Source organism: Mesorhizobium waitakense (genome assembly GCF_056431085.1).
Map to the genome: position 1 here is coordinate 1 of NZ_JBWKME010000114.1, position 15,292 is coordinate 15,292.

The window sequence follows — 15,292 nt, forward strand, 5'->3', positions numbered from 1 at the left end:
GTCATAAGACAAGCAATTCCAGGAAAAGTGTGAAACGGTTTTCCCGGGAAAAGCGCGTAGCGCTTTCCCTCAGGGAATTGCGTGAAAACAAAGAGATAGAGTGGTTCTCCGTTTCCGTGAAATGATGAACCGCTCTGGGACAGCCATCGGTTGTACGGCGCGTTAAACCTATGTTCACGATGATACGGCAGGCTCCACATCCTGCGGTCATGTCTTGAGTACCGCGGCGCCAAAAGCGCCCAGGCAACAACCCGCGCCTCTTTGGGGCGCGGGTCATTCCCCGCGCTCGATCTCCCAGCCTTGGCTAAGCAAGTCGTGGACTAGGCGAGAAAATCGGCCCGGTGCGGCGTGAAACTGTCGACCAGCCGCCCCGCCTCCAGCGCCTTGACGCCGTGCACCAGATTGGACGGCACGATGAAGCTGCCACCGGCCGCGATGATTTCGGTCCGCCCGTTGATGGTCACCTCGAATCGGCCCTCCGCGACATAGCTTGCCTGGACATGCGGGTGCGAATGCAGGGCACCGACGCCACCCTCGTCGAAGCCGAATTCGACCATCATCAGTTCATCGGTGTGCAGGAGGACGCGCCGCCTGTTGCCGTCCGGCGTCGCCGTCCAGCCGCCCTCGCCGGCATGCGCGAAAATCTTCGGCTCAGCCATCGTCATCTCCTTATCGCGCCAGCCAGCCGCCATCCACCGGCACCACCGCGCCATGCATGTAGTTCGACGCCGGCGCCAGCAGGAAGACGGCGGCGTCGCCAATGTCGCCCGCTTCGCCCCAGCGCCCTGCCGGAATGCGCGCCAGGATGGCATCGCTGCGATCGGGATCGGCACGCAGCGCTTGCGTGTTGTTGGTCTCGATGTAGCCGGGCGCGATGGCGTTGACGTTGATGCCTTTTGCCGCCCATTCGCAGGCAAGCAGCCGGGTGATGCCGAGCACGCCATGTTTCGAGGCGGTGTAGGACGCGACGCGGATGCCGCCCTGAAAACTCAGCACCGAAGCGATGTTGACGATCTTGCCTTGCCGTCCGCCAGCAAGCGCGCGTCTGGCGAAGGATTGGCAGAGCAGGAAGACCGTCTTCAAATTGACGTCCATGACGTCGTCCCAGTCGGTCTCGCTTAAATCGACGGCATCGGCGCGCCGGATGATACCGGCATTGTTGACCAGCCCGTCGAGCGGGCCGCTTTCGTCCCAGATCCGGTCCAGCATCGGGCCGGCTGCCGTGTCGGCCAGGTCGGCGCTCACCGCCTCGAATTGCCCACCGATTGAGGCAATCTTGCTTGCCGTATCGTCCATCGACGAGCGGCCGACGCCGATCACCGCGCCGCCGGCACGCGCGATCGAGAGGGCTATGCCTTGACCGATGCCGGTGTTGGCGCCGGTGACGACGATGCGTTTGCCGGCCAGGCTGAAGGCGGAAAGGTCGCTCACTGCAAGTCGTCCAATGCCACCGGGTCGACGTCGGTGTAGTCGACATTGTCGCCGGCCATCGCCCAGATGAAGGCGTAGTTCGAAGTGCCGGCGCCAGAGTGTATCGACCAGCCCGGCGACAGCACCGCCTCCTCGTTGCCCATGACGATATGACGTGTCTCGTCCGGCTCGCCCATGAAGTGAAAAACGCGCGCTGTCTCGGGCAGGTCAAAATAGAGATAGGCTTCCATGCGCCTGTCATGCACATGGCACGGCATGGTGTTCCACACCGAGCCCGGCGCCAGCTGCGTCATGCCGACCACCAGCTGGCAGGTTTTTGCGCCTTCGGCATGGATGAACTGGAAGATCGAGCGCTCGTTGCAGCTATCCTTGTTGCCGAGGTCGAGGCGCTTGGCGTCACCGATGCGGATCAGCCGGCTCGGCCAGGCCTGATGCGCCGGTGCGCTGAGCAGGTAGAACTTAGCCGGCGCGGCTTTATCCACCGAGGCGAACGACACATCCTTGCTGCCCATGCCGAGATAGAGCATGTCGCGCGCCTGCAATTCATGAGGTTGGCCGCCGGCCTTGATGACACCGGCGCCACCGATATTGACGGCGATCAGCTCGCGGCGATCGAGAAAATCCTTGGTCCCGGTCGGCTTGATCGCCTCCAGTTGAAGCGGTGCCTCGGTCGGCATGGCACCGCCGACGATCATGCGATCATAGTGGGTGTAGGTCAGGCTGATGCGGCCGGGCTGGAACAGGTCCTCGATGTGGAAGTGATGGCGCAGTTCGTCGGTTCCCATCGCCGCGGCGGCGACCGGGTCGATGGCGAAGCGCGATGTGTAGTCGGTATGGCTCTGGCTCATTGCTGTCCTGACTTGAGATGGGTCATTCGCCGGCAGCGGCCTTAACCGAACTGGCATAGAAAACCTGCCTTGCATGCAGACGCTCGCGATAGCGCTGCTGGCTGGCGGTGAGGTGCGCGCGCATCGCCTCGCGCGCGGCTTCGGCGTCGCCTGATGTGATCGCGTTGAGGATCACCAGATGCTCGCGCTGCAGCCCGCGCTGATATGTGTCGGATTGCACCAGCTCGGTCGACCAGGGCGAGGTCACGTCGCACGGAATGGCGCGCCGGCCGAGCACGTCGAGCATCTCGACATAGAAGGGATTGTTGGTGGCGCTGGCGATGGCGCGATGGAAGGCGAGGTCGGCAGGCCCGGTCGGCTCGCTGGCAAGCAGCAGCCGTTCGAACTCGAAGAAGGCTTCCTGGATCGCCGCCTCCTGCGCGGCGTTGCGGCGGATGGCGGCGAGCCCGGCCGATTCGATCTCGATCGCCAGCCGCACTTCGAGCACGTTGAGCGCGATCGAATCCTTGCTCCCCATGTCGGCGGCCAGCGCACCGAACATCGTCGAGATGTGCTCGGTGACGAAGACGCCGGCGCCCTGGCGCGGCTCGACCATCCCGTCGGCGGCAAGCTTGGCCAGAGCCTCGCGGATGACGGTGCGGCTGACGCCGAAGGTCTCGGTCAACTGGCCTTCGGTCGGCAGTTTGTGGCCGGGCAGGATCTCGCCCGCCTGGAGCTGCTTGCGGATCGCCGCGACAACGGTCTCCGACAGTTTTGGTTTTCTCTCGACCCTGAGGTCGGTTGCGGCAGCGGACACGTGGTAATCCCCTAATGGAACAGGCTTGGCAGCCACAATGAGATTTCCGGCACGTAGGTGACAAGCATCAGGACGACAAATGCCGCTCCGTAGAATGGCCAGATTGACCGCATGGCCGTCCAGATCGGGATACGGCCGATGGCACAACTGACGAACAGCACCGCACCCACCGGCGGCGTGCACAGCCCGATGCCCAGGTTGAGGATCAGGATGACGCCGAAATGCACGGGATCGACGCCATAGGCCGTGACCACGGGCAGGAAGATCGGCGTTGTGATGATGATCAGCGGCGACATGTCCATGAAGGTGCCGAGGATGAGCAGCACCACGTTGATCAGAAGCAGGATGACCAGCTTGTCGCTGGAAATTGCCTGCAGGAAGGCGACGAGTGCTGCCGGCACCCTGAGATAGGCGAGCAACCAGCCGAAGGCGGCGGCACAGCCGATGATCATCAGCACCATCGCCGTCGTGCGCACGGCCGCCGTGGTGGCGGCGACGAAGTCGCCCCAGCCCATCGAGCGATAGACCACCAGCGTCACCAGGAAGGCGTAGACGATGGCGATGCACGAGCTCTCCGTGGCGGTGAAAATGCCCGACCTGACGCCGCCAAAGATGATGGCGATCAGGACGAGACCGGGAATGGCGGCGACAAGCAGCTGCAAGGCCCGGCCAAAGCCGGCGAACGGCTCCGTCGGATAGCCGCGACGGGTTGCGACCCAATAGGCCGTTACCATCAGCGACAGTGCCAACAGCAGCCCCGGGATGATGCCGGCGGTGAACAGGTCGGCGATCGAGATGCGGCCGCCGGCCGAGATCGAATAGATGATCATGTTGTGCGACGGCGGGATCAGCAAGGCGATGATGGCGCCGACCGAGGTGATATTGACCGCGTAGTCGACACCGTAGCCGCGTGCCTTCATTTGCGGGATCATCAGCCCGCCGACCGCCGACGCATCGGCCACGGCCGACCCCGAAATGCCGCCGAACAGGGTCGACGCGGCAATGTTGACCTGTCCGAGGCCACCACGCAGATGCCCGACCAGGGATCCGGCCAACGCAACGAGCCGCGCGGCGATGCCGCCCCGCACCATCAGATCGCCGGCGAAAATGAAAAACGGTATCGCCATCAGCGAGAAGATGCTGATGCCGGAGTTGAGCCGCTGGAACACGACGACAGGCGGCAAGCCAAGCACCAGGACGGCCGCGAAGCTGGCGACACCGAGACAGAACGCGATCGGCGTGCCGATGACCAGCAGGAACACGAATGTGCCGAAGAGAATGGCCAGCACCATGGTTCAAAGCTCCTCGCCCGTCGCGTAGATATCGGCATCGACAGGCAGCCCGGCAAAACGGCCGGCCAGCCGCTCCAGCGAAAACAGGCAGATCAGCGCCCCACCGAAAATGACCGGCAGGAAGCTGACGCCGCCAGGCAACGACAGAGACGGCATCACCGTGTTCCAGGTCAGACTGGCCAGTTGGACACCATAGACGATCATGCCAGCGCCGAAGGCCAGCACGACGATGTCCGAAATGCTGCGCAGCACCGCCTTGGCCGAGGCTGGCAGGAAGTAAAGCAGGACATCGAAGCCGAGATGCGTGCGTTCCCGCACGCCCACGGCAGCGCCCAGGAAGATGAACCAGCCCATCAGCAGCACCGAGAACGCTTCCGTCCAGCTCGGCGACCGGTTGAGAATGTAGCGCGAGAATACCTGCCAGAAGATGATGATCGTCATCAGCGTCAGACCCGCTCCGCTGATCCACAGCGCCAGCCGCGCCAGTCTGGACAAGAACTGCTCCACACCCATCCAGAACGCCTTCAACCCGTCCTCCCGCAATGGCAGCGCGGAAACCCGCGCCGCGGCTTGTTTGTCCGGCTCCATTATTTCGTGGCCTGGATACGGGCGGCGAGATCCTTCAGCTCCGGCGTCGACAGATACTTGTCATAGACCGGCTTCATGGCATCGATCAGCGGCTGCTTGTCGATCTCGCTGACCTTGACGCCGGCCTTCTCGACGATGTCGCGCGACTTCTTCTCCTGCGCGTCCCACAGTTCGCGCATCTTGGCGACGCTGTCCTTGGCTGCCTGCCGGACGATCGCCTGGTCTTCCGGCGCCAGCTTGTCCCAGCTCGCCTTCGCCATCACCAGCACTTCCGGCACGATCTGGTGCTGGTCGAGCGTATAGTGCTTGGCGACCTCGTAGTGCTTGGCGGATTCGAAGCTCGGCCAGTTGTTCTCGGCACCGTCGATGACGCCGGTCTGCAGCGCCGAATAGACCTCGCCATAGGCCATCGGCGTGGCGTTGGCGCCCAGCGCATTGACCATGTCGACGAACACGTCCGACTGGATGACGCGGAACTTCATGCCTTTCATGTCGGCCATGGAAGCAATGTCCTTCTTGGTGTTGTAGAAGGAGCGTGCACCGGAATCATAGAAGGCAAGGCCGACGAGGTCATGCGCCTCGAAAGCCTTCAGGATCTCATCGCCGATCGGTCCGTCCATGACATGACGCATATGCTCGACCGAGCGGAACATGTAGGGCAGCGACGGCACCGCGGTTTCCGGCACGATGCCGTTGAACGGTCCCATCGAGACACGGTTGAGGTCGATGACGCCGGCCTGCGTCTGTTCGATCGTGTCCTTTTCTTCGCCGAGCTGCGCCGAGTGATAGACCTCGACCGAATAGCGGCCATTGGTGCGCTGCTTGATCAGATCGCCCATGTATTTGACCGCCTCGACCGTCGGATAGCCGTCCGGGTGAGTGTCGGCCGAGCGCAGCACGGTGTCGGCGTTGGCAATGCCGACCAGCAACGAGCCGAAGGCGAACGTGGCTGCCGTCAATTTCGAAAGATGCAACATGACTTCCTCCCTTTTATAAACCAAGGCGCTGGCTCAGAGCCGGTACGCCTTCTTTGCAAGCGTATAGGCAAGCTCCCGCGCCAGTTCGTGCGCCTCGTCTTCGCGCAGCCGGTGTTCGGCGACGAGACGCGCCAGGAACGCGCAGTCGACCCGCCGCGCCACGTCATGGCGCGCCGGTATGGATGGAAAGGCGCGGGTGTCGTCGTTGAAGCCGACAGTGTTGTAGAAGCCGGCCGTTTCGGTCGTCATCTCGCGGAAGCGGCGCATGCCTTCCGGGCTGTCGTGGAACCACCACGCCGGCCCGAGCTTCAGCGCCGGGTAGGTGCCGGCCAGCGGTGCCAGTTCGCGCGCATAGCTGGTCTCGTCGAGCGTGAAGAGGATGATCGTGAGATCCCGTTCCAGGCCGACACAATCGAGCAGCGGCTTCAGCGCCGTCACATAGTCGGTCCGTGTCGGTATATCGAAACCCTTGTCGCGGCCGAATTTCTGGAAAACAGCCGGCGAATGGTTGCGCCAAGAGCCGGGATGTATCTGCAGCACCAGCCCGTCATCCCGGCTCATCTTGGCCATTTCGGTCAGCATCTGGGCGCGGAACAGACGCTTCTCGCGCTCGTCGTCCGAGCCCGCGCGAATCCGGTTGAACAGCTCCGCGGCCGCCGCATCCGAAAGATTGGCGGTCTCGGCCGTCGGATGGCCATGGTCGGACGATGTCGCGCCGTAGCTTTTGAAGAAAGCGCGCCGCTGGCGGTGCGCATCGAGATAGCCGGCCCAGCTGCCGGTGTCGCAGCCGGTGATCTCGCCAAGCTTGTCAAGATTGGCCGAAAACCCCTCGAAGTCCGGATCGACGACGGCGTCCGGCCGATAGGCAGTGATGACCTTGCCCTCCCAGCCGCTGTCGCGGATCATCTGGTGCCATTTGAGATCGTCGAGCGCGCCTTCCGTTGTCGCGATGACCTCGATGTTGAAGCGCTCGAACAGTGCGCGCGGGCGGAAATTCTCCCATTGCAGCACCGTCGCGATGGTGTCGTAGTGGCGGTCGGCTGTCGCCGCGTTCAGCGGTTCGTCGATGCCGAACAGATGCGCCAGCACATGGTCGAACCACAGCCGGGTCGGCGTGCCACGGAAAAGGAAATAGTTCTCGGCAAAACGTCGCCATATCGCCCTGCCGTCGGTCTCCACCGGTGCGCCGTCCAGGGTCGCCACGCCGAGGTCCTCGAGGCGGACGCCCTGGCTGAACAGCATGCGGAAAATGTAATGGTCCGGCACGATGAGCAATTGCGCCGGATCCGGGAACGGCTCGTTCAGCGCATACCAGCGCGGATCGGTGTGCCCGTGCGGACTGACGAGGGGCAGATCCTTGATCCCGGCATAGAGATCGCCGGCGATGGAGCGCGAATGCGCGTCGGCGGGAAACAGCAAATCCGCATTGGTCAGTGCCACGACGATCCTCCCAGGGCCGCTATCGGTAGGGTCGGCAAGAAATAATGTCAACATACAAAAATTAGATTGTTGTATGATGACTTTTCCTACCATTGTGTGGCAAGAAATCCGATGTTACGTCGCTTGCCGACCCATCTCTGAGGCGATCTCATGCCGTCCAACCAGACTAGCCGCGCCACGCCAACCAGGCGCCTTTCCGCGATGACGGCACATACTTTGCCGGCGTCGGCCGCGACACCATTGTATGATCGCAGCCTCGTCGTCCCGGGTATCGTGCATCTCGGCGTCGGCGCCTTCCATCGCGCCCATCAGGCAGCCTATGTCGACGACTGCCTGGCGGCGGGAGACACGAGTTGGGGTATCGTCGGCGTTTCACTGCGCAGCGCCGACACACGCGATGCGCTCTCGCCGCAGGACGGGCTCTACACGCTGGCGATCAGGAGCAGCGGCGAGGAAAAGCTTCGCGTCATCGGCTCCATCGCCTCGATGCTGGTGGCGCCGGAAGACCCGGGCACCGTGCTGGCCGCGCTGGCCGATCCGCGCACCCGCATCGTGACGTTGACGATCACCGAAAAGGCCTATCTCAGGGCCGTCGGCGGCGGGCTGGACACCGCTCATCCCGATATCGTCCACGATCTGGCAAATCCGCAAATGCCGAAGACAGCGCATGGTTTCCTCGCCGAGGCGCTTGCGCGGCGACGCGCCGCCGGCACGCCGCCATTCACCGTGCTCTGCTGCGACAACCTGCCGGCCAATGGTGCGACGCTGCACCGGCTGCTGATCGAATTCGCCGAATTACGCGATGCCAGGCTCGCAGCGAATGCCGACAGCGGCCTCGCCAGTCACATCGCGGACCAGGTCGCTTTTCCCTCCAGCATGGTCGATCGCATCGTGCCGGCCACCACCGACGCAGACCGGGCGCGGATTGCTGCCGAACTCGGCGTCGGGGACGCCTGGCCGGTCATGACCGAGCCGTTCTGCCAATGGGTGATCGAGGACAATTTTCCGGAGGGCCGGCCAGCCTGGGAACAGTTCGGCGTCACCATGGTCAGCGATGTCGGCCCCTTCGAGGACATGAAGCTCAGGCTGCTCAACGGCGCGCATTCGGGCATCGCCTATCTCGGCCTGCTCAGCGGTCACACCACCGTCGATCGCGCCTTCGCCGACCCGGCAATCCGGCAGTTCGTCGATGCATTGTGGGTCGAAGCCATTTCGACGCTGCCGGAGGATGCCGGCCTCGATACATCAGCCTATACGGCCGAGCTTGCCGAGCGTTTTTCGAACACCGCTCTTGCCCACCGTACGGCGCAGATCGCCAATGACGGCAGCCAGAAGCTGCCGCAACGCATCGTCGCATCGGCCTTGGAGTGCTTGGAAGCCGGCACCGAATTGGTCCATCTCGCGCTGGTGGTCGCCGCCTGGATCGCCGCCTGCGCTGCGCGGGGAAAGACCTTGCCGGATGGCCATTTCACCGACCCACTCGATCCGGCATTAACGGCGCTTTTGAGCCAGCAGCTACCGGCGAATGAGACCGTAACGGCGGTGTTCGACCTCGCCGGCTTCGCCAGCGACCACGCCGAGCGCCAGACGCTGATTGAACTCGTGGCTGTCCATCTCGTTCACCTGCGACGGGATGGTCCAACACTGGCCTTCGCCGCGTTGGGCATAGGAAGTGAATAGTCGAGTCGGGGCCCGACCGGCTTAGATCGCGGCGCGGAGGGCACGACGAGTGCCACCCACACGATCATCAAAGCGATACGTGAGAGATTGGCCAGCCAAGCCAGATCGACGCCCGATAACACCGGAAATCCGATGTAGTGCCGTCGACCACCGGGATCGCGAGGCTGTTTCTCGCCCAGCTCTTTCTCGCCCAGCTCTTTCTTCCGTCATCGGCCACCCCCATGCCCAAGGCAGCCGGACTGTCCGCCAAAAAAAAGCGAGGCAAGGCCCCGCTTTTCACTTAGTCATCCGAAGCGAATTTTACGCCGGCAGGATGGCGCCTTCCAGCGTCGTGAGCTGGCTAAGGAACTGCTCCGCCTTGCTGCGGGCCTCGTCGTCCTTGGCGTCGGCGGCGTCTTCCTTGGCTTCCTGGATGCGGCGCGCGAGATCGGCGCGGTCGACATCATTCACCGCCACAGCCGACTCCGCCAACAGCGTGCAGCCAGCCGGAACGATGTCGGCGAAGCCGCCGAACACGACATAACGCTCTTCCTCGCCCGACGCGGTCTTAACAGTGACCACACCCGGCTTGATCGTGGTCATGACCGGCGCGTGATGCGCCATCACGGTCATCTCGCCTTCTGCACCTGGAATGACGACGGATTCGACCTGCTCGGAAACAAGCAGGCGCTCCGGCGAGACCAGTTCGAACTTGAAAGCTTCGGCCATGATCAATCTAGCAAACGGGGAATAGTGAGTAGCGAGTAGTGAAGAAACTCGCTCGTCTCATAAACCCCTATTCGCTACTCCCTATTCGCTATTCGCTTCTTATGCCGCTTCGGCCGCCAGGCGCTGTGCCTTCTCGACCGCTTCCTCAATGCCGCCGACCATGTAGAAAGCGGCTTCCGGAAGGTGGTCGTAGTCGCCGTTGCAGAGGCCCTTGAAGCCCTTAATGGTGTCGGCGAGGTCGACCAGCTTGCCCGGCGAACCCGTGAACACTTCGGCGACGAAGAAAGGCTGCGACAGAAAGCGCTCGATCTTGCGGGCGCGGGCCACCGTCTGCTTGTCCTCTTCCGACAGCTCGTCCATGCCCAGGATGGCGATGATGTCCTGCAGCGACTTGTAGCGCTGGAGAATCGACTGCACCTGGCGCGCGACGCCATAGTGCTCGTCGCCGACGACCAGCGGGTCGAGCATGCGCGAGGTCGAATCGAGCGGGTCGACGGCCGGATAGATGCCCTTTTCCGAAATCGCGCGGTTGAGCACGGTCGTCGCGTCCAAATGGGCGAAGGAGGTCGCCGGCGCCGGGTCGGTCAAATCGTCGGCCGGCACGTAAATCGCCTGCACCGAGGTGATCGAGCCCGTGGTCGTCGTCGTGATGCGCTCCTGCAGCGCGCCCATGTCGGTGGCGAGCGTCGGCTGATAGCCCACCGCCGAAGGAATACGGCCAAGCAGCGCCGACACTTCCGAACCCGCCTGCGTGAAGCGGAAGATGTTGTCGACGAAGAACAGCACGTCCTGGCCCTGGTCGCGGAAATATTCGGCGACCGTCAGCCCGGTCAGGCCGACGCGAGCGCGGGCGCCCGGCGGCTCGTTCATCTGGCCAAAGACAAGTGCTGCCTTGGAGCCTTCGCCGCCGCCCTTCTTGTTGACACCGGATTCGATGAACTCGTGGAAGAGATCGTTGCCCTCGCGCGTGCGCTCGCCCACGCCGGCAAACACCGAAAAGCCGCCATGCGCCTTGGCGACGTTGTTGATCAGTTCCTGGATCAGCACGGTCTTGCCGACGCCGGCGCCGCCGAACAGGCCGATCTTGCCGCCGCGGGCGTAAGGCGCAAGCAGGTCGAGAACCTTGATGCCGGTGATCAGGATCTGCGCTTCCGTCGACTGATCGACATAGGACGGCGCCGGCTGGTGGATGGAGCGCATCTCGATGCCGTCGACCGGGCCTTCTTCGTCGACCGGCTCGCCGATGACGTTGATGATGCGGCCGAGCATGCCCGGGCCGACAGGCACGGTGATCGGCGCGCCGGTGTCATAGACATCCTGGCCGCGCACCAGACCTTCGGTCGAATCCATGGCGATGCAGCGCACGGTGTTTTCGCCGAGATGTTGGGCCACTTCGAGCACCAGGCGGTTGCCGACATTGATCGTCTCGAGCGCGTTCAGGATCGCCGGCAGATGGTCGCCGAACTGCACGTCGACAACGGCCCCGATGACCTGCCGAACCTTGCCGACCGCACCCGTCTTCTTGACGACTGCGGTTGGTGCCTTGGCTGCAGCCGCCTTGGCGGGCGCGGCCGCCTTCTTGGCCGGAGCCGCCTTCGTTGCTGCTGCCGGAGCCTTTGCCGGCGCTGCGGCCTTTGGGGCCACCGTCTTCGGGGTCGCTGCTTTCGCCATCGTCTTTACCCTTTTTCGTCTCTTTGTTTCTCACACGCCAGAAGGTCGATGACCCTCTTAAGCGCGTGCCTAGAGCGCCTCGGCGCCCGAAATGATTTCGATCAGTTCCTTGGTGATCTGCGCCTGCCGCTGGCGGTTGTAGGTGATCGACAATTTGTTGATCATGTCGCCGGCGTTGCGCGTCGCATTGTCCATGGCACTCATCTTGGCACCCATCTCGCCGGCCGCATTTTCGAGCAGAGCCCGGAAAACCTGCACGGAGATGTTGCGCGGAATGAGGTCGGCGAGGATTTCGCCCGGCTCCGGCTCGTATTCATAGACGGCATTGCCGCCATCCGTCGCCTCGGCCGGGGCGGAAGCCAAACCGGCCGGAATGATCTGCTGCGCCGTCGGGATCTGGCTGATAACCGACTTGAACTGCGAATAGAACAGCGTGCCGATGTCGAAGCCGCCCTCGTTGAAGAGGTTGACGATCTTCTTGGCAATGGCATCGGCATTGATGAAGCCAAGCGTCTTCACTTCGCGCAGGTCAACACGATCGAGGATCAGTGACGCGTAATCGCGACGCAGGATGTCGAACCCCTTCTTGCCGACACAGATGATCTTGACCTGCTTGCCGTCGGCCAGCAGGTTGCGGATGTGATCGCGGGCGAGGCGGGCGATCTGTGAATTGAAGCCGCCGCACAGGCCGCGCTCGGCGGTGCAGACGACGAGCAGGTGTACGTCATCCTTGCCGGTGCCGGTCATCAGCGCCGGGGCATCGCCGCCGCCGCCGATTGCCTGGGTGATGTTGGCCAGCACGGAACCCATGCGCTCCGAATAGGGGCGCGCCGCTTCCGCAGCCTCTTGCGCACGGCGCAGCTTCGCCGCGGCGACCATCTGCATCGCCTTGGTGATCTTCTGCGTCGCCTTGACCGAGGCGATACGGTTACGAAGGTCTTTTAATGAAGGCATGCTTCAAACCTGATCCCGTCTTGTCTCATCCCGACTGGCGCTTCGCTCAGGCGAAGGTCTTGGCGAAAGCGTCGATCTCGGCCTTCAGCTTGGCGCGCAGATCGTCCGACAGCGCCTTCTCCTTGCGGATACCGTCCAGCACGGCCTTGCCGGCCGCGCGCATATGGCTGAGCAGGCCGTGCTCGAACTTGCCGACTTGGTTGACCGGCAGCTTGTCGAGATAGCCGTTGACGCCGGCAAAGATCACCGCGACCTGCTCCTCGACCTTGAGCGGCGAGAATTGCGGCTGCTTCAGGAGTTCGGTCAGGCGCGAGCCGCGGTTAAGCAGGCGCTGCGTGGCGGCGTCGAGATCGGAGCCGAACTGCGCGAAGGCCGCCATTTCGCGGTACTGCGCAAGCTCGCCCTTGATCGAGCCGGCGACCTGCTTCATCGCCTTGATCTGCGCCGACGAGCCGACGCGCGACACCGACAGGCCGACATTGACGGCCGGGCGGATGCCCTGGAAGAACAGGTTGGTTTCGAGGAAGATCTGGCCGTCGGTGATCGAGATGACGTTGGTCGGGATGTAGGCCGACACGTCGTTGGCCTGCGTCTCGATGATCGGCAGCGCGGTCAGCGAACCGCTGCCATTGTCGTCATTGAGCTTGGCTGCGCGCTCGAGCAGGCGCGAATGCAGGTAGAACACGTCGCCCGGATAGGCTTCGCGGCCGGGCGGGCGGCGCAGCAGCAGCGACATCTGGCGATAGGCGACAGCCTGCTTCGACAGATCGTCATAGCTGATCAGCGCGTGCATCCCGTTGTCGCGGAAATATTCGCCCATTGTGCATGCGGTGAACGGCGCCAGGTACTGCATCGGCGCGGGGTCGGAAGCGGTGGCAGCAACGATGATCGAATAGTCGAGCGCGCCACGCTCTTCGAGAACTTTCACGAACTGCGCAACGGTCGAGCGCTTCTGGCCGATGGCGACGTAGACGCAGTAGAGCTTTTCCTTCTCCGGCCCGTTGTCGTGCACCGACTTCTGGTTGAGCATCGTGTCGAGGATGATCGCGGTCTTGCCGGTCTGACGGTCGCCGATGACGAGCTCGCGCTGGCCACGGCCGACCGGGATCAGCGCGTCGATGGCCTTGAGGCCGGTCGACATCGGCTCGTTCACCGACTTGCGCGGGATGATGCCGGGCGCCTTGACGTCGACGCGCTTGCGCTCGGTCGCCTTGATCGGGCCCTTGCCGTCGATCGGATTGCCTAGCGCGTCGACGACGCGACCGAGCAGGCCCATGCCGACAGGCGCGTCGACGATGGCGCCGGTGCGCTTGACGATGTCGCCTTCCTTGATGTCGCGGTCGGCGCCGAAGATGACGACGCCGACATTGTCGGCTTCGAGGTTGAGCGCCATGCCGCGAATGCCGCCGGGGAATTCGACCATTTCGCCGGCCTGGACATTGTCGAGGCCGTAGACGCGGGCGATACCGTCACCGACGGACAGCACCTGTCCAACTTCGGAGACCTCGGCCTCCTTGCCGAAATTCTTGATCTGGTCTTTCAGAATTGCGGAAATTTCCGCGGCGCGGATGTCCATCAGCCGACCTCTTTCAGTGCAAGCTTGAGCGAATTGAGTTTGGTTTTGAGCGACGTATCGATCTGGCGCGAGCCCATCTTGACCACCAGCCCGCCGAGCAGCGACGGATCGACGGTGACGGAGATGGCCACATCCTTGCCGGCAACGCTCTTCAGCGCCGCCTTGAGTTCGTTCTGCTGGGCATCGGTCAGCTCGTGCGCCGACGTCACTTCAGCAGCGGTCTCGCCACGGTGTTCGGCGGCGATCTGGCGGAACGCCCTGATCATGCCGGGGATGGCGAACAGCCGGCGGTTACGGGCCACGACGCGCAGGAAATTGCCGGTCAGGCCGATAATCCCGGCCTTGTCGGCGATCGCCGCGATGGCCTTAGCCTGGTCCTCGCTGGAAAACACCGGGCTGTTGATCAGCCGGGTAAGGTCGGCGCTGCCCGCGAGCATCGCTTCGAAACTGTTGAGGTCTGCCTCGACCTTGGCGACCGAATTTGCCTGCAGGGCGAGTTCGAACAGCGAACCCGCGTAGCGTTCTGCGACACCTGAGATTGGCGATGACGATTGGGCCACGGACCGTCTTTTCTCTTGTCTGACAGGCCGCAGATTGTTGGCTCGAGCAAAAACTCTGGCTAAATCTTTGACCTTACTGCATTTTTCCAAGCACGGAGACGCGGCTTCCGCTATCCCCGGCCGAAAGTCGATTGCCGTCTAGCACAGGCATTTTAAGACCGCAATGCGTCGTTCCGCATGGTTTTCAGGCACTATTGTCGCATCCGGCAAAAGGGTCCCCTCTTCCGCCCCGGAATACCCTTGGATTCAAGGCAGAAAGCCGAAGGCGAAGGCGAGCGGCAATGCTGCCAATGCCAATTCCACCACAATGGACACCCAATTGAAAGGCGTATTGGCGCCATCCGACATCATCGACAGCAACCGGCCGAAGGCGGTGAACAGCCAGGAGAAGCCAAGCGTCATATAGATCAACGGCTGCGCCAGTAGGATGCAGCACAGCCCAACACCCAGATAGAAGCCCGACATCCTGCCGCGCCCCTCGGCGATTGCCGCCACCTTCTCGGGCTTGACCTGCAGCCGCAGGACACGAAAGGCCAAGGCAGGCGCCAGAAAAAACAGAAGGCCGAGCAGCGTGGTGACGACGGCGCTCGACCAGGCCAGCCATTCGCCCTGGCTCATCGGCCATGGAAACGCAAAATCCATCTTGCTTCCCCCTCACGCAATTCTGGATGCATTGAATGTCGCCCGTCGAGGAAGTCAAGCGCCAGCCGGCAAGTCGGGGTTTCGGCAAAGCCACGCTGGAAAGGCCATCGCCTATGTGAGTTGCCCTCG

Annotated in this window: 15 protein-coding genes; 1 reads left to right on the top strand and 14 read right to left on the bottom strand. The window is 63.1% G+C overall.

From position 1 onward, the window contains the following. Nucleotides 1-320: 320 nt before the first annotated feature. From AC07FD_RS24255 to uxaC, 8 genes are all read right to left on the bottom strand, one after another. Nucleotides 321-659 (bottom strand): cupin domain-containing protein, encoded by a 339-nt coding sequence (locus AC07FD_RS24255; RefSeq protein ID WP_478351901.1) that lies wholly within the window; start codon nucleotides 657-659, stop codon nucleotides 321-323. A gap of 10 nt (nucleotides 660-669) precedes the next feature. After that, complete coding sequence (gene kduD / locus AC07FD_RS24260; protein WP_478351902.1) at nucleotides 670-1,431, bottom strand: 2-dehydro-3-deoxy-D-gluconate 5-dehydrogenase KduD; 762 nt, start codon at nucleotides 1,429-1,431, stop codon at nucleotides 670-672. Beyond that, a complete protein-coding gene (kduI, locus tag AC07FD_RS24265) occupies nucleotides 1,428-2,279 on the bottom strand; it encodes a 5-dehydro-4-deoxy-D-glucuronate isomerase (RefSeq protein WP_478351903.1) in 852 nt (283 codons plus the stop codon). The genes kduD and kduI overlap by 4 nt, the downstream gene beginning before the upstream one ends. 22 nt (nucleotides 2,280-2,301) lie before the next feature. After that, nucleotides 2,302-3,075 (bottom strand): FadR/GntR family transcriptional regulator, encoded by a 774-nt coding sequence (locus tag AC07FD_RS24270; RefSeq protein WP_478351904.1) that lies wholly within the window; start codon nucleotides 3,073-3,075, stop codon nucleotides 2,302-2,304. A gap of 11 nt (nucleotides 3,076-3,086) precedes the next feature. Next, complete coding sequence (locus tag AC07FD_RS24275; RefSeq protein WP_478351905.1) at nucleotides 3,087-4,367, bottom strand: TRAP transporter large permease; 1,281 nt, start codon at nucleotides 4,365-4,367, stop codon at nucleotides 3,087-3,089. 3 nt (nucleotides 4,368-4,370) lie between these two features. Further along, nucleotides 4,371-4,880 (bottom strand): TRAP transporter small permease, encoded by a 510-nt coding sequence (locus AC07FD_RS24280; RefSeq protein ID WP_478351939.1) that lies wholly within the window; start codon nucleotides 4,878-4,880, stop codon nucleotides 4,371-4,373. A gap of 74 nt (nucleotides 4,881-4,954) precedes the next feature. After that, on the bottom strand, nucleotides 4,955-5,932 hold the full coding sequence (locus AC07FD_RS24285; RefSeq protein WP_478351906.1) for a TRAP transporter substrate-binding protein: 978 nt from the start codon (nucleotides 5,930-5,932) through the stop codon (nucleotides 4,955-4,957). Nucleotides 5,933-5,965: 33 nt separating this feature from the next. Further along, entirely contained in the window at nucleotides 5,966-7,426 is a 1,461-nt protein-coding gene (gene uxaC / locus AC07FD_RS24290; protein ID WP_478351907.1) for a glucuronate isomerase, read from the bottom strand. Nucleotides 7,427-7,522: 96 nt separating this feature from the next. On the opposite strand from uxaC, the gene AC07FD_RS24295 reads away from it, so the two are divergent. Next, complete coding sequence (locus tag AC07FD_RS24295) at nucleotides 7,523-9,052, top strand: mannitol dehydrogenase family protein (RefSeq protein ID WP_478351908.1); 1,530 nt, start codon at nucleotides 7,523-7,525, stop codon at nucleotides 9,050-9,052. Nucleotides 9,053-9,352: 300 nt separating this feature from the next. Here AC07FD_RS24295 and AC07FD_RS24300 read toward each other — a convergent pair whose 3' ends face one another. The 6 genes from AC07FD_RS24300 to AC07FD_RS24325 form a co-directional block, all read right to left on the bottom strand. Continuing rightward, entirely contained in the window at nucleotides 9,353-9,760 is a 408-nt protein-coding gene (locus AC07FD_RS24300; protein WP_457153767.1) for a F0F1 ATP synthase subunit epsilon, read from the bottom strand. Between the two features lie 99 nt (nucleotides 9,761-9,859). Beyond that, a complete protein-coding gene (gene atpD, locus AC07FD_RS24305; protein ID WP_478351909.1) occupies nucleotides 9,860-11,431 on the bottom strand; it encodes a F0F1 ATP synthase subunit beta in 1,572 nt (523 codons plus the stop codon). Between the two features lie 69 nt (nucleotides 11,432-11,500). Next, complete coding sequence (locus AC07FD_RS24310; protein WP_478351910.1) at nucleotides 11,501-12,385, bottom strand: F0F1 ATP synthase subunit gamma; 885 nt, start codon at nucleotides 12,383-12,385, stop codon at nucleotides 11,501-11,503. Nucleotides 12,386-12,431: 46 nt separating this feature from the next. Beyond that, nucleotides 12,432-13,961, bottom strand: a complete 1,530-nt coding sequence (gene atpA / locus AC07FD_RS24315; RefSeq protein ID WP_478351911.1) for a F0F1 ATP synthase subunit alpha — start codon at nucleotides 13,959-13,961, stop codon at nucleotides 12,432-12,434. Further along, complete coding sequence (locus AC07FD_RS24320; RefSeq protein ID WP_478351912.1) at nucleotides 13,961-14,521, bottom strand: F0F1 ATP synthase subunit delta; 561 nt, start codon at nucleotides 14,519-14,521, stop codon at nucleotides 13,961-13,963. The genes atpA and AC07FD_RS24320 overlap by 1 nt, the downstream gene beginning before the upstream one ends. 246 nt (nucleotides 14,522-14,767) lie before the next feature. Then, on the bottom strand, nucleotides 14,768-15,163 hold the full coding sequence (locus tag AC07FD_RS24325; protein ID WP_478351913.1) for an AGROH133_08824 family phage infection protein: 396 nt from the start codon (nucleotides 15,161-15,163) through the stop codon (nucleotides 14,768-14,770). Nucleotides 15,164-15,292 lie beyond the last annotated feature (129 nt).

What these genes read in the sequence shown, in the direction of transcription:
- AC07FD_RS24255 (WP_478351901.1), bottom strand. Translation starts at nt 659, where the DNA reads ATGGCTGAGCCGAAGATTTTCGCGCATGCCGGCGAGGGCGGCTGGACG.
- kduI (WP_478351903.1), bottom strand. Translation starts at nt 2,279, where the DNA reads ATGAGCCAGAGCCATACCGACTACACATCGCGCTTCGCCATCGACCCG.
- AC07FD_RS24275 (WP_478351905.1), bottom strand. Translation starts at nt 4,367, where the DNA reads ATGGTGCTGGCCATTCTCTTCGGCACATTCGTGTTCCTGCTGGTCATC.
- AC07FD_RS24280 (WP_478351939.1), bottom strand. Translation starts at nt 4,880, where the DNA reads ATGGGTGTGGAGCAGTTCTTGTCCAGACTGGCGCGGCTGGCGCTGTGG.
- AC07FD_RS24285 (WP_478351906.1), bottom strand. Translation starts at nt 5,932, where the DNA reads ATGTTGCATCTTTCGAAATTGACGGCAGCCACGTTCGCCTTCGGCTCG.
- uxaC (WP_478351907.1), bottom strand. Translation starts at nt 7,426, where the DNA reads ATGTTGACATTATTTCTTGCCGACCCTACCGATAGCGGCCCTGGGAGG.
- AC07FD_RS24295 (WP_478351908.1), top strand. Translation starts at nt 7,523, where the DNA reads ATGCCGTCCAACCAGACTAGCCGCGCCACGCCAACCAGGCGCCTTTCC.
- AC07FD_RS24300 (WP_457153767.1), bottom strand. Translation starts at nt 9,760, where the DNA reads ATGGCCGAAGCTTTCAAGTTCGAACTGGTCTCGCCGGAGCGCCTGCTT.
- atpD (WP_478351909.1), bottom strand. Translation starts at nt 11,431, where the DNA reads ATGGCGAAAGCAGCGACCCCGAAGACGGTGGCCCCAAAGGCCGCAGCG.
- AC07FD_RS24310 (WP_478351910.1), bottom strand. Translation starts at nt 12,385, where the DNA reads ATGCCTTCATTAAAAGACCTTCGTAACCGTATCGCCTCGGTCAAGGCG.
- atpA (WP_478351911.1), bottom strand. Translation starts at nt 13,961, where the DNA reads ATGGACATCCGCGCCGCGGAAATTTCCGCAATTCTGAAAGACCAGATC.
- AC07FD_RS24325 (WP_478351913.1), bottom strand. Translation starts at nt 15,163, where the DNA reads ATGGATTTTGCGTTTCCATGGCCGATGAGCCAGGGCGAATGGCTGGCC.